Genomic DNA, 13,643 nt, shown 5'->3' with positions numbered 1-13,643 from the left:
GCACAATCCAGCACTGATCCGCGCAGCCCCCGGTGCATGCACGCCTACGTCTACAAGAGCCAGCGCAGGGCCGACACCTACGTGTACCTGGCTGAACGCGATGGATTTTCCCGGCTGCCCGAGCCGCTGCGCACGCAGCTGGGGCCGTTGGCATTCGTGTTGGACGTGGAGCTGACGCCCGATCGCACGCTGGCGCGTGAGGATCCCGCGGCGGTCCGCGAGAACCTGGTCGCGCGCGGCTTCCACCTGCAGTTCCCGCCCAGCGCCGCAGCCGATCCGCTGGGCGAGGATTGGGGCACCGATGCCTGAATCCACATTGCGCGCCCGTGGTCCCTTCGCGGTCGCCGCGCTGATCGGCGGGTTGGGCGCGATCGCAGGCGGATTGGGCGGCGTGATCGCCGCCGCGGGAGGATTGCTGGCGCAGCCGGCGATCGCGCTGGCGCTGCGGTACTGGCGTGCGCCCACCGCCACCCATCCGCGCGAGGATGCGTTTGCGCTGCTGATGGCCTGGGGCATGGCGCTGGCGGGGCTGGCCCTGCTGCTGTGGTGGCCGCTGTCGGCGGTACGCGAAGGCGGTGGCGCGGGCGCGGCGCTGGCGCTGAGCGCCGCAGTCGGCATCGCATTGATCGGGTTGTGGCGCACCTGGCCGCTGTGGCAGTCGCTCGAACGCGATGGCGGCGGGTTGGCGCAACGCTGGCGCGCGCTGGGCGAGAGCGAAATCGGTGCATGGCGCGGTCTGGGCGTGGCCGCTGCGGTGCTGGCCCTCCTGGCGTGGATCGGCGCGCTCGCCTGGCCGGGCGGGCTGGACGCCACGAGCCGCTGGTGGCTGGCCGCTGCCGCCGTACCCGGCTGGCCGTTGCTTCACTGGCTGGTCCAGCGCACGCGCGCCGCGTCGCTGGCCATGCTCGCGATCGAGGATTTCGACGCTGATGCTTTCGACGAGGATGAATCCGCAACGAGCGCGCTGGAAGAGGGCGATCTGCAAGCCGCGCTGTTCGCCGCCGCCCGTGGCGGCCGGGTCGACCGCGCGCTGCAGCTGCTCGACGCCGGCGCCGATCCGCAGGCGCTACCGCCGCCGGAGGATCGCGACCAGCGCAGCCTGGCGGTGCTCGCCGCGGTGCTGCCCGACCTGCGGCTGCTGCGCGCGCTGATCGCACGCGGCGTCGACCTCAATGCCGCCCATGCCGGGATGACCCCGCTGCTGGCCGCGACGCGCGACAGCTGGCATGGGCGTCCGGAAGCCGTGATGACACTGTTAACCAACGGCGCCGACCCGCGCGCGGCCGACGGTGAGGGCAACACGCCTCTGCATCACGCTGCGCGCAGTTCAGATCCCGGCGTCGCTGCGCTGTTGCGCGATGCGGCGGCCGAACTCGACGTGCGCAATCGCGACGGGGTGACCCCGCTGGGCATCGCCTGCGCCGCCGGCAACTGGCGCCTGGCGCGGTTCCTGCTGGAGCGCGGCGCCAAGGCCGAGATCGACGGCGCATCGCCTGCGCTGCTCTCCGCCGCGGGCAGCGAGGAGGACGATGCCGCCGGCGTGTTGCTGCTGCTCAAGCACAAGGCCAGGATCGATGCGCGGGATGCGCGCGGACGCAGCGCCCTGCACGAAGCCGCGCAGGCGGGCCATGTCGAGATCATGGCCGCATTGCTGGCCGCTGGCGCGGACGTGCACGCCAGCGATGCCGCCGGCCGCACACCGCTGCTCGATGCCGCGTATGGCGGGCGGCTTGGCGCCGTCGATGCGCTGCTTGCCGCCAAGGCAGACGCCACCGCTGAAGACGAGGCAGGCCGCGGCGCTCTGGCGCTGGCCTGCGCGGGCGACACGCCATCGGTGGCGGTGGTGCGCCGGCTGCTCGAAGTGGGCGCGGATCCGGGACATGTCGACAAGTCGGGCAAGCGCGCGGTCGATCTGGCGGCGGAGGCGGGGCGCTGGTCGTTGGTGTCTGCGCTCGACCCCGGTTATGCACTGCCGGCCAGCGTCGCCGGCGACGAGGCGGCCGACATCGGGGAAGCCGAAGGACAACTCCATCTGCCGGACCGCCCGCCGGCCGCCCTGCTCGGCGAGGCGCTGGAACGCCAGGATCCCGACGCGCTCGATCCCGCGCTGGCGCGGCTGTTGACTCCGGACGAACTGGGCGCGCTGCTGGGCGAGGAAGTCGCGCTCACATGGCCGGCCGGTCTGGAGTGGCTGCTGGGACAGGGCGTCAACCCCGATGTGCGCGCGGCCGGAGGCGACACGGCCATCTTCCAGCTGCTGGCGCGGCCGGCCTTGCTGGCCTCGCTGCAGGCCTTGCTGCGACGAGGCGTGTCGCCCGCGGGCGTCGGCGGACTGGCGCGCTTCCTCGGCGCCTGCGCCGGCGGCGACCACGCCGCCCGCGGCTTCGAGCGCGTCGCGATCGAACTGCTCGAGCGCGGCGCGGATCCGTTTGCGCCCTCGCCAGGCGGCGATCCACCGCTCGCGCTTGCGGTGCGACTGGGCTGGACCCGGCTCGCCCAACGCCTGCTCGCAAGCGGCGTGTCGTTGGATGCGCGCGACAGCCGCGGCATGAGCGCGCTGCATCTGGCCGCGGCGCTGGGGCGCGAATCGGCGCTGAAATCGCTGGTGGCGCATGGCGCCAACCCCGATGTGCGCGCGGCCGATGGGCAGACGCCGCTGGGCGTGGCGCTGTCGGCCGGCCGCCGCGACCTGGCCGACTGGCTGGACTGGCGCGGCTGGCCGTTGCCCAGGCGCGCGCTGCAGGCCACCGATCTGCCGGCCGCTGCGATCGTCGGCGATGCCGATGCGGTGCGTCGCCTGCTCGACCTCGGCTTCCCGATCGACACGCCCGATGCGCAGGGCTGCAGCGCCCTGCTGCGTGCAGCCGGCGGCGGCCATCGCGCCACCGTGGACCTGCTGCTGGCGCGCGGCGCCGATCCGCAGCGCGCGGCCAACACCGGCGCGACGCCGCTGTCGGCCGCGGTGAGCATGCGCCAGGGCGAGATCGTCGAGCGCCTGCTCGACGCGGGCGCCGGCCTGGAGCATCGCCTGCCGGGCGAGGTGACCGTGCTGATGCTGGCCGCGGCGCTCGGCCTGCCGGATGTATGCGCGCGCCTGCTCGGCGCCGGCGCCAACGTGCAGGCGGGCGACGCGCAGGGACTCACGCCGTTGCATTGCGCGGCGCTGTACGGATTCACCGCGCGGGACCGGACGCGCCTGCTGGCGCTGCTCGACACCCTGCTGCTTGCCGGCGGCGAACCCGATGCGCCCGCCGCCGGCAACGTCACCCCGCTGCTGCTGCTGCTCGGCGCGCGCGCCGAACCGGGCACCGCCTGCGACGAGGAAGTGGTCCTCGCCGGCCTGGAGCGCCTGCTGGACGAAGAGGTGTCGCTCGATGCCCGCGACCCGCGCGGATTCGGTCCACTGCATCTGTCCGCCCTGCACGGACTGCTGCGCGTAACCCAGCTGCTACTGCGCGCAGGTGCCGATCCCGACCAGCGCGACGCGCTCAACCGGATTCCCCGCGAGATCGCGGTGATGCGCGGTTTCGTCGATGTCGCCGCCGAGTTCGAGCCAGGCCAGCCGGGCGTGTCGATGGCCAGGTTCCTGCGCGAGCCGCGCTGACTGCAGCGCCCGCCCGTCTTACCGGGCCAAGGTTGCAGCGCGTATCGAACCGGCGGTGCAACTCCGGCAGACCGGTCAGGCTATTGCACGCCCTTGCCGCCGACCTGACCCAGGACGCCTTCGCCGCGGTCGGCCTCGAACAACTGCTCCAGCTCGGCACGCGCATCCTTTGCGGTCTGGCGCAGCGCGTCCTCGTCGTCGTAGACCAGGTGCTGCGCGGCCAACACCCGCTCGTCGTGTTCGCGGAAGCGGTTGGCGCGTTCCTCGGCCAGCTGCGAATCCATGCCCAGCGCGATCATCACCTCGCGCCCCAGTTCCAGGCTTGAGGCGAAGGTTTCGCGCACCGCGATCGCGCCCAGGTCCATCAGCTGCCAGGCGTGGCGGCGATCGCGCGCGCGCGCGTAGACTTTCGCCTCGGGATAGCTGCGCCGGATCAGGCGCGTGGTGCGCAGGCTGGCTTCGATCGTATCCACCGCGATCACGAAGACCTTGATGTTGGCCGCACCCGCCGCGCGCAGCAGGTCCGGCTTGGCCGGATCGCCGTAATAGACCGGGTTGCCGAAGCGCCGGAAGAAGTCCACCTGCTCGGCATCGTGTTCGATCGCGACGAACTTGATCCGCTGCGACTGCAGCAGCCGCGCGACGATCTGGCCGAAGCGGCCGAAGCCGGCGATCAGCACCTGAGGATGGTCGTCGGGAATCTCGTCGTAGGCGCGCGCGGATTTCTTCTTTTCGCCCTTGCGCTTGACCAGGCGGGTCATGCCGATGAGCAGTAGGGGCGTGAGCGCCATGGAAACACCCACCATGGCCACCAGCCGGGCGCGCGCGCCGGCGTCGAGCAGGCCGGCTTTGTCCGCTTCGGCGAACACGACGAAGGCGAATTCGCCGCCCAGCGCCAGCACGCTGCCGAGCATCAGGGCGCCGCGCGCGTCCAGGCCGCCGGGCTTGAGCCCCAGTGCGAACAGGAGTGCGAACTTGACCGCCATCAGCACAGCCACGCCGACGGCGATCGCGGCAGGTTCGGCGGCGACCTGGCGCAGGTCGATGCTCATGCCCACGGCCATGAAGAACAGACCGAGCAGCAGGCCCTCGAAGGGCTGGATCTGCGATTCGAGTTCGTGCCTGAATTCGGAATCCGCAAGCAAAACGCCGGCCAGGAACGCGCCCAGTCCCGCGGACAGCCCCGCGATCTGCATCAGCCAGGCGCTGCCGAGCACGATCAGCAGCGCGGTCGCGGTGAACACCTCGGGCATGCCGGTGCGCGCCACGATCCGGAACACCTGGCGCAGCAGCACCCGCCCGCCAAACACCAGCAGGGCGATCGCGCCCACCGCCTTGGCGATGGCCAGCCAGGGCGTTTCGCCGGCATCGGGGTTGGCCACGTTGCCCAGCAGCGGGATCGCGGCCAGCAGCGGAATCGCCGCGAGGTCCTGGAACAGCAGGATGGCGAAGGCCAGGCGCCCGTGATCGGTGCCCAGTTCCTTGCGCTCGGCCAGCAGCTGCAGGCCGACCGCGGTGGAGGAAAGTGCAAGGCCCAGGCCGATCACCAGCGCGGCCTTCCAGCCCAGGCCCTGCATCATGCCCAGCGCGCATAGCGCCAGTCCGCTCAGGGCCACCTGCAACCCGCCGACTCCGAACACCGGCTTGCGCATCACCTTCAGCCGCGGCAGCGACAGTTCCAGGCCGATGACGAACAGCATCATCACCACCCCGATCTCGCTGGCGGTGAGCACCCGTTCGGCATCGCGGATCACGCCGATTCCGTTGGGCCCAAGCGCCGCACCGGCCGCCAGATAGCCCAGCACCGCGCCCAGCCCGAAACGCTTGAACACCGGCACCGCGATCACCGCGGCCAGCAGGAATACCAGGGCCAGTTCGAGTCCACCGCCGTGCATGGGCACCTCCGTGTCGGATTATGCCTGCCGGATCAGGAGTCCCCATGCATCCGACCGTGGACGGCGTTATCCTGCCGCCGGTCAAGCGGAAAGGCCGACGGGGACGAAACATGAAACTCAGGCTCGTGCTGCTGCTGACACTGCTGGCAGGTACCTTCGTCGCGGATGCCGCCGACACCAAGGCCGACGTGCGCAAGACCATCGAGAACAGCATGCTGGTCACGGGCACCATCGATATCGGCATCGACGGTGCAGCCATCGGCCACCGGCTGGATCAACCGGAAAAACTGCCGGGGTTCGTGCGCGATCTCGTAACGAAAGCTGCGACGGAGATGCGCTTCGAGCCGGTGCTGCTGGGCGGCAAGCCGGTGAAGGCGCGGGCCAAGATGGGCGTGCGCGTGGCTGCGCGGAAACTGGAGAACGGGAATTACCAGCTGCGCATCGCGAGCACGAGCTTCGGCGAACAAGGCGGTGATGACGCAGAAAGCGTCACGAAAGAGAAGATGCGGCCACCCGAATATCCCATGGACGCTGCCATGCGCAACGTCAGCGGCACGGTCTACCTGGTGCTGAAGATCGGCCGGCAGGGTACGGTCGAGGACTTGGTCGTCGAGCAGATCAACCTCACCGTCCTCGGCAACGAACGGCAGATGGAGCAATCCCGCAAGTGGCTGGCCGAAGCCAGCATGGATGCCGCGCGCAAATGGAAGTTCCGCATTCCCACGCGCGGCGAATCGGCCGACGATTCGTTTTGGAGCCTACGCGTGCCGGTCGCCTTCCTTCTCAGGAGTCAGAAGGAACCCGCTTATGGACAATGGGACGCTTACATTCCCGGCCCGCAGGCGCGTCCTGCCTGGATCGACGCAGACGAGGCCATGCAGAATCCCGATGCGATGATCGCTGGCGGCCTGTATCAAGTCGGCAAGGGCCCGAGGCTGGTGACGCCCTCTCAGGGCTGATTTTCAGGTCGCATGGCGCGGCTGCAGTTGCGCAGAGGATGCAACTGCTCGCGAAGTCCGCAGGGTTTGCAGTCGATGGCGCGCCGGCATGGTCAGCGCGGCATTTTTGGAGTAAATATAGCGATACCCCGGCAGGATGCCCGGGCGTAGCGGGATGTTCCACGGAACGGAGCATCGCCATCGGACGGCTGGCTCGGGCAACCCGGGTCGGCGGGCACGCACAACGACAGGGAACACCGAAATGGACGCAGTCGTCGATCGGGCCGGCATCGCCGGCGATCCTTCCTCTTCCGACAGCCAGATCCTGCGCAGGTATGCAGGCCAGGATGCGCCGGTCGCTGTGCCGTCGGACTACACGGTGCTGTTGCCGTCCGACGAAGCATGGCCCCGTCGGACCGTGCTGCGCGCGGTCGTAGCCGATGCCCTGCAACGCAACGGCAAGGTGGTCGACGAGGACACGCTCGATGCGACCGTCGCATCGGTCGCCGCCGATACCGGTCCGCTTGGCAACGACGCCCTGGTCTGGAAGCTGCAGCAGGGGGAATCGCGCGACGACGGTCGCGTTGCGCCACCGTTTCATGGCTACGCCGCGGCGATGCCGGCGCAGCTGCAACGTTCGCTGCTGGCGTATGCGGGCGACTGGAGCAGCAGGCGCGACGCGCCGCCGCCTCCACTCGATGCCAGCATCGCGCAACTCAGGTCTCTGGCGACGACCCAGGGCCAGAGCGATGTCGCGCGCACCCTCGAGGCGATCGATGCCGCGATCAGGGCTGGCCAGGCGGCGAGTGCCGCAGGCCAGCCGGTCGATGCGGTCGCGCTGCGCACGGTGCTCGAATTCGCCACGCGCATGGGCAAGGAGCGCGAGGCGGCGAAGATCCTCGAGCGCTACACCGCGATCAAGGGCGTTGCCAGCGATGCCAAGACCATCGGCCGGGAGGCGGAACGCGTCTTCAACGGCCGCGATCCGCTGACCGGAAAACCGCTCAACACCGACCAGCGCGTCGACGCCGCCTTCAACCTGCTCTCCGCCGGCTTCCAGGTGGCGGGGGAAATCGGCAACCTCGCCCTGATGTTTGGTGCCCGCAACTCCGGCCTGGTCGCGGGGCTGATCGGAGTCGCGCCCGCGGGCATGGCCATCGTCGCCTTCGCCGCGGGCGCGTACGAGCTGATCAAGAAGGCACGCGAGGCGCTGCTGCAGCCACAGTGGGACGAATTCCGCGCGCGGTTTCCGGGCGCCGAAGGCATCGAACCCAAACAGTTCGTCAGCGCCACGATGCGACAGATCGCGGGCATGCCAACCGATCCCGGCAATGCGGCGTCCACGTCCAGTCGCGTCCTGGAGCTGCTCGGCGGTAGTCCCGAAACGCGGCAGCGCTTCCTCGCCTTCCTCAAGGGCAAGGTGGAACCCGATTCGATGGTCGATGCGTTGGCGACCGGGAGGCTCGACGGTCTTGGCAAGGAGCATGCAGCCGAACTGGCCCGCGCCGCCAAGGGCAGCGCGCGCGACTTCCTGCAGCACGAAATCGACGACACCAAACGTTATGTGCGCGACCGCGACGGCGATCGCACCCGCGGCAGCTACCTGCTCGAGGGCGCGGCGCGCGCCGGCGCCGAGCGCAACACCAACCAGCTCGGCGGCACTGTCGATGAGGTGCTGCGGGTGGGCGGCATCCTGACCAGTACCGGCAACCAGTTGCACGCCCGGTTCAATGACATGCTGGGCAAAGTGAAGGGTGTCGGGGGTTTGCAGGTCGACGGCCGCGCATTGGACGAGGAGCAGCACAAGCGGGTGGCGGCGGCTGTGGTCGCGGCGACGGGCCAGCTTCCTGTCGACGCGCTGGTGATGAACAAGGCCGGCACTCACCTGCTCGCCGTCAGCAATCCGCAATCGGAATCCCGGCAGATCGTGTCGATCGAACTGGACGCCGCGCTCAAGCAGAGCATCGAGGCAAGCAGCAGGATGGCGGCTGCCAATCCGGTGGTGGTGCTGACGCAGGCCGACGCTGCGCAGGCACGCCACGATGCCATCCAGCGCGGCATGTGAAACGGCGGCAGCAATTCGCGGATTGCCATCATCCAACGTAGAACGCCCCGCATTGCGGGGCGTTCTGCTGTCGTGCGCTCGAACTCAGCGCTTCATCGAAGCAAAGAACTCGTCGTTCGACTTGGTGCTCTTCATCTTGTCGAGCAGGAACTCCATCGCCGCCAGCTCGTCCATCGGATGCAGCAGCTTGCGCAGGATCCAGATCTTCTGCAGCAGGTCGGGGTCGATCAGCAGGTCCTCGCGGCGGGTACCCGAAGCGTTGACGTTGATCGCAGGGTAAACGCGCTTCTCGCTGATGCGGCGGTCCAGGTGCACTTCGGAGTTGCCGGTGCCCTTGAATTCCTCGTAGATCACCTTGTCCATGGCGCTGCCGGTATCGACCAGCGCGGTCGCGATGATGGTGAGCGAGCCGCCTTCCTCGACGTTGCGGGCGGCGCCGAAGAAGCGCTTGGGTCGGTGCAGCGCGTTGGCGTCCACGCCACCGGTCAGGACCTTGCCCGACGACGGCACCACGTTGTTGTACGCACGCGCCAGGCGGGTGATCGAGTCGAGCAGGATCACCACATCCTTCTTGTGCTCGACCAGGCGCTTGGCGCGCTCGATTACCATCTCGGCCACCTGCACGTGGCGTGCGGCGGGTTCGTCGAAGGTGGAGGACACCACTTCGCCGCGCACCGTGCGCTGCATCTCGGTGACTTCCTCGGGCCGTTCGTCCACCAGCAGCACGATCAGGTGCACGTCGGGATGGTTGGTGGTGATGGCAGTGGCGATCTGCTGCATCATCATCGTCTTGCCCGCCTTGGGCGGCGAGACGATCAGTGCGCGCTGGCCCTTGCCCTGCGGCGCCATGAGATCGAGGATGCGGCCGGTGATGTCCTCGCTGCTGCCGTCGCCGCGCTCGAGCTTGAACTTCTTGCGTGGGAACAGCGGGGTCAGGTTCTCGAACAGCACCTTGCCCTTGCTGGCTTCGATCGGTTCGCCGTTGATCGTGTCGACCACGGCCAGCGCGAAGTAGCGCTCGCCGTCCTTCGGCCAGCGGATGCGGCCGGCCAGGTGGTCGCCGGTGCGCAGGTTGAAGCGGCGGATCTGGGAGGGCGAGATGTAGACATCGTCGGGACCGGCCAGATAGCTGGCTTCGGCGCCGCGCAGGAAGCCGAAGCCGTCCGGCAGGATCTCCAGCACGCCATCGGCGGCCACGCCCTCGCCGTGACGGGTGAGCACCTTGAGCAAGGCGAAGATCACGTCCTGCTTGCGCGCGCGGGCCACGCCCTCGTGGATCTGCAGCTGCTCGGCGATGTCGAGCAGCTTGTGCGCCGGCATGCGCTTGAGGTCGCTCAGCGAATACTGCGGAAACCCTTCGGGAATATTGGCCGGCGGCGATCGCGGCACGAACTGTTCCTGTCCGGTGTCGTCGCGGGGCAGGCCGTCCTGGAAGCGGTCGCGCTGGCGGTCGCGGCGGTTGCGGAAGCGGTCGCGACGGTTGTTGTTGAAGCGCCCGCCCTGCTGGTCGCGATCGTTACCGGCATCGCCGCCCTGGCCGCTGGCGTCGGCGGAAGGCGCGGATTCATTCGGCATCGGAGGTGGAGGCGGCGCGCTCGGCGGCATCGCGGCAGGCGCCTCGGGCGCGGGTGCTGCGGGAGAAAGCGATTCGGTGGGAGTGGCGGACTTGGCCACGCGTGCCTTGCGCACGCGCTTGGCAGCCGGTTCGCCGGCATCTTGGATGTTGTCTGACAAGCGGGAAATCCTCGCTGAGGCGAGCACTCGCGGGATGCGAGCGATGTAGGAAAGGGAATCTTGAGAAGGGGTGCGGCGCGGAGGTCAGCGCCGGGTCAGTGGAAAGCTAGCACTGCCGGGAAGCGGGGGCAAGCGTTGCGGGCGAAGCGTTCATCTTGCCTGGGGCCGCATGTCGACCCGCGCAGCAGGCGGGGAGACCCAGGGACCGCGGACCATCAAGCCGATCACGGGGGATCAGAGCGCCTTATCGATCATCTGGCTGAGCTGCGCCTTGCCCACCGCGCCGATCTGGGTCGCCTGCACCTGGCCGTCCTTGAACAGCAGCAGCATCGGGATCGAACGCACGTGGTACTTCATCGCCGTCGCACGGTTCTGGTCGATATCGATCTTCACCACCTTGGCCCGGCCGGCATAGGTGTCCGCCAGCTCATCCAGGGCCGGGGCGATCATCTTGCAGGGTCCGCACCACTGCGCCCAGAAATCGACCAGCACCGGCTCGTCGGACTGCAGCACGGCGGCATCGAAATCGGCATCGGTGGCGTGGATGACCTTGTCGCTCACGGAAGGGCTCCTGTTGGGATGGCGGCCCGCGAAAAGCCGTGAACAGGCGGGCGGGCGGCGGGGCTGGCGGGGAGACTGGTAGACTTGGCGCTGAATCTGGGGCTCGAGCGGCGGCTTTCAAGCGCCGGTCCGCGGATCCTCGTAGCCATCTTACCCCCTTCGGCGGTCCTCACGACCGCCGCATCGCGCGCAACCGCACTCCTGCGCGCCGCGAACCAAGAATGACCGACAAACCACTTACCGACATTCCGTTTTCCGAATTCGACCTGCATCCGGCGCTGCTCGCCGGTCTCGAAGCCGCCGGCTTCCTGCGCTGCACGCCGATCCAGGCGCTGACCCTGCCGCTGGCCCTGTCCGGACGCGACGTCGCCGGCCAGGCGCAGACCGGTACCGGCAAGACCCTCGCCTTCCTGATCACGGTGATCAACCGCCTGCTGCAGCGCCCGGCACTGGCCGAACGCAAGCCCGAGGATCCGCGCGCGCTGATCCTCGCACCGACCCGCGAGCTGGCGATCCAGATCCACAAGGATGCGGTGAAGTTCGCGTCCGATCTGGGACTGAAATTCGCCTTGGTCTACGGCGGCGTCGACTACGACAAGCAGCGCGCCCTGCTGCAGGCCGGCGCGGATGTGATCATCGCCACCCCGGGGCGGCTGATCGACTACGTCAAGCAGCACAAGGTCGTGTCCCTGCACGCCTGCGAGATCTGCGTGCTGGACGAGGCCGACCGGATGTTCGACCTCGGCTTCATCAAGGACATCCGCTTCCTGCTGCGGCGCATGCCGATCCGCACCGAGCGGCAGACCCTGCTGTTCTCGGCGACCTTGTCGCACCGGGTGCTCGAACTCGCCTACGAGCACATGAACGAGCCGGAAAAGCTGGTGGTGGAGACCGAAACCGTCACCGCGGCGCGGGTGCGGCAGAAGATCTACTACCCGGCCGACGAGGAGAAGCTGCCGTTGCTGCTCGGGCTGCTCTCGCGCAGCGAGGGTGCGCGCACCATGGTGTTCGTCAACACCAAGGCCTTCGTCGAACGCGTGGCGCGCGCGCTGGAGAAGGCTGGCTACCGTGTCGCGGTGCTCTCCGGGGACGTCCCGCAGAAAAAGCGCGAGACGCTGCTCAAGAAGTTCCAGGCCGGCCAGCTCGAGATCCTCGTCGCCACCGACGTAGCCGCGCGCGGCCTGCATATCGATGGCGTGAGCCATGTCTACAACTACGACCTGCCGTTCGATGCCGAAGACTACGTGCACCGCATCGGCCGCACCGCGCGCCTGGGCGCGGAGGGCGATGCGATCAGCTTCGCCTGCGAGCGCTACGCCATGTCGCTGCCCGACATCGAGCGCTTCATCGAGCAGAAGATCCCGTCCGAACCGGTCACGCGTGAACTGATGACCGCGCTCCCGCGCACGCCGCGTGCTCCAGTAGCCGCAGAACCCGGCGAAGAAGGCGAGGAGAGCGTCAGCACGATCTTCCGCGAGGCGCGCGAACAGCGCGCCGCGGACGAGGCCAAGCGCGGTGGCCCGCGCAGCCGGGGAACGGGCGCAGGACCGGGTCGCGGAGGCCGCAGCGAGAGCCGCCGCGACGGCGCGCCGCGGCGCGAGCGTCCACGCACGGGTGAAAGCGTCGCCTCAGGCGCCGAAGCGACCGCCTCACGACCGTCGCGCAAGCCGCGGGATGCCGCCGCACCGGTGCGCGACGACGCGCCCGCCGCGACCGCAGCTGCAGCGGCGGAAGGCGAGCGCGCACCGCGCAAGCGCCGCCGCCGGCGCGGAGGCATGCGCATCGAAGGCGAGGCGGCAGGCGGTTCCGCGCCCGCGCGCGAGCTGCCGACGCCCGCTTCGCGCGTACCCGCGTTGCGACAGGCGTCCACGCCGCCGACGGCGTCGCCCGAAGGCAAGCCGTCCCTGCTTTCGCGCCTGGGACGTGGACTGAAGTCACTGGTCACCCGCTCCCCGAGCAACCAGCACTGAAGGCGGGTTCGGCTCCGCCCCATGTGAAGTGCGCGCGTTGGCTCATCGAACGCAAGCGTGTTCGCAGCGCACACGCCTGGCCTGGATTGGTTCGGGCCGGATAGGGCAGGTATTGGCGTCCCAGGCGAGGGCGGCAGGTAAGATTGCGCGATCGCGATCTCCCACGCACTCGAATCCCGGCCGATGAGCGTTCTGCGCTTCGACAACGTCAGCAAGCAGTACCCCGGCGGGCATGTCGCGCTGGCCGACGTCAGCTTCGAGATCGCACAGGGCGAAATGCTGTTCATCACCGGGCATTCGGGCGCCGGCAAAAGCACGCTGCTCAAGCTCATCCATCTGTCAGAACGGCCGAGCCGTGGCGCGGTCCTGTTTGGCGAACGCAACCTGCTCAAGGTGCGCGGTGGCCGGATTCCGCTGCACCGACGCGAGGTGGGCGTGGTGTTCCAGGATCACCGACTGCTGACCGACCGCAGCGTGTTCGAGAACATCGCACTGCCGCTGGTACTGCGCGGCATGAGGCGCGCGGAGATCGGCAAGCGCGTGCGCAGCGCGCTCGAACGCCTCGGCCTGGGCGCGCGCGAGCGTGCCCTGCCGACCCAGCTTTCGGCCGGCGAGCAGCAGCGCGTCGGCATCGCCCGCGCGGTGGTGGGCGAACCGCGTCTGCTTGTGGCCGACGAACCCACCGGCAATCTCGACCCGACCTTGTCGGCCGAGATCATGGCGTTGTTCTCCTCCTTGCCCGAGCGCGGCACCAGCGTGCTGGTCGCGAGCCACGATCTGGGTCTGGTGAAGCGCATGAAGAAGCGGGTACTGGTGCTCGATCATGGCCATCTGGTCGACGACATCTCGCCGGAGGATCTGGCTGATGAGTAGCCA

Annotated in this window: 9 protein-coding genes; 6 read left to right on the top strand and 3 right to left on the bottom strand. The window is 69.1% G+C overall.

The annotated features are described in order from the left end of the window. The first annotated feature begins 36 nt into the window (after nucleotides 1-36). Nucleotides 37-309, top strand: coding sequence for a YcgL domain-containing protein (locus tag MC375_RS03270; RefSeq protein WP_242101849.1), 273 nt, complete (start codon nucleotides 37-39; stop codon nucleotides 307-309). Continuing rightward, a complete protein-coding gene (locus MC375_RS03265) occupies nucleotides 302-3,604 on the top strand; it encodes an ankyrin repeat domain-containing protein (RefSeq protein ID WP_242101847.1) in 3,303 nt (1,100 codons plus the stop codon). The genes MC375_RS03270 and MC375_RS03265 overlap by 8 nt, the downstream gene beginning before the upstream one ends. Nucleotides 3,605-3,684: 80 nt before the next feature. Here the strand turns inward: MC375_RS03265 and MC375_RS03260 are convergent, their stop codons facing one another. After that, nucleotides 3,685-5,499 carry a monovalent cation:proton antiporter-2 (CPA2) family protein gene (locus MC375_RS03260; RefSeq protein ID WP_242101846.1) on the bottom strand — a complete coding sequence of 605 codons (1,815 nt, stop codon included), beginning with the start codon at nucleotides 5,497-5,499 and terminating at the stop codon, nucleotides 3,685-3,687. A 44-nt stretch (nucleotides 5,500-5,543) separates the two neighbouring features. Between MC375_RS03260 and MC375_RS03255 the strand changes: the two genes are divergently transcribed. Both MC375_RS03255 and MC375_RS03250 read left to right on the top strand, forming a co-directional pair. Further along, nucleotides 5,544-6,458, top strand: a complete 915-nt coding sequence (locus tag MC375_RS03255; RefSeq protein WP_242101844.1) for an energy transducer TonB — start codon at nucleotides 5,544-5,546, stop codon at nucleotides 6,456-6,458. Between the two features lie 241 nt (nucleotides 6,459-6,699). Continuing rightward, on the top strand, nucleotides 6,700-8,502 hold the full coding sequence (locus MC375_RS03250) for an XVIPCD domain-containing protein (RefSeq protein WP_242101843.1): 1,803 nt from the start codon (nucleotides 6,700-6,702) through the stop codon (nucleotides 8,500-8,502). 84 nt (nucleotides 8,503-8,586) lie between these two features. On the opposite strand, the gene rho is transcribed toward MC375_RS03250, so the two are convergent. Beyond that, the gene (gene rho / locus MC375_RS03245) at nucleotides 8,587-10,236 is read right to left on the bottom strand and encodes a transcription termination factor Rho (RefSeq protein WP_242101841.1); all 1,650 of its coding nucleotides are present in this window, start codon (nucleotides 10,234-10,236) and stop codon (nucleotides 8,587-8,589) included. A 234-nt stretch (nucleotides 10,237-10,470) separates the two neighbouring features. Continuing rightward, nucleotides 10,471-10,797 (bottom strand): thioredoxin TrxA, encoded by a 327-nt coding sequence (gene trxA / locus MC375_RS03240; protein ID WP_242101840.1) that lies wholly within the window; start codon nucleotides 10,795-10,797, stop codon nucleotides 10,471-10,473. Nucleotides 10,798-11,018: 221 nt separating this feature from the next. On the opposite strand from trxA, the gene rhlB reads away from it, so the two are divergent. Together rhlB and ftsE are read left to right on the top strand one after the other, a co-directional pair. Further along, entirely contained in the window at nucleotides 11,019-12,767 is a 1,749-nt protein-coding gene (gene rhlB, locus MC375_RS03235) for an ATP-dependent RNA helicase RhlB (RefSeq protein ID WP_242101839.1), read from the top strand. 183 nt (nucleotides 12,768-12,950) lie between these two features. Then, nucleotides 12,951-13,640 carry a cell division ATP-binding protein FtsE gene (gene ftsE, locus MC375_RS03230; protein ID WP_242101838.1) on the top strand — a complete coding sequence of 230 codons (690 nt, stop codon included), beginning with the start codon at nucleotides 12,951-12,953 and terminating at the stop codon, nucleotides 13,638-13,640. The last annotated feature ends 3 nt before the right edge of the window (nucleotides 13,641-13,643 follow it).

This window comes from Lysobacter sp. M2-1 (assembly GCF_022662495.1).
Lineage (GTDB): Bacteria > Pseudomonadota > Gammaproteobacteria > Xanthomonadales > Xanthomonadaceae > JAKPBU01.
The sequence above is the reverse complement of the archived record's forward strand: the minus strand, read 5'-3'. Positions and strand labels throughout refer to the sequence as shown.

Bases quoted from the DNA above. Each gene is read 5' to 3' on its own strand.
- MC375_RS03270 (WP_242101849.1), top strand. From the start codon at position 37: ATGCACGCCTACGTCTACAAGAGCCAGCGCAGGGCCGACACCTACGTG.
- MC375_RS03265 (WP_242101847.1), top strand. From the start codon at position 302: ATGCCTGAATCCACATTGCGCGCCCGTGGTCCCTTCGCGGTCGCCGCG.
- MC375_RS03260 (WP_242101846.1), bottom strand. From the start codon at position 5,499: ATGCACGGCGGTGGACTCGAACTGGCCCTGGTATTCCTGCTGGCCGCG.
- MC375_RS03255 (WP_242101844.1), top strand. From the start codon at position 5,544: ATGCATCCGACCGTGGACGGCGTTATCCTGCCGCCGGTCAAGCGGAAA.
- MC375_RS03250 (WP_242101843.1), top strand. From the start codon at position 6,700: ATGGACGCAGTCGTCGATCGGGCCGGCATCGCCGGCGATCCTTCCTCT.
- rhlB (WP_242101839.1), top strand. From the start codon at position 11,019: ATGACCGACAAACCACTTACCGACATTCCGTTTTCCGAATTCGACCTG.
- ftsE (WP_242101838.1), top strand. From the start codon at position 12,951: ATGAGCGTTCTGCGCTTCGACAACGTCAGCAAGCAGTACCCCGGCGGG.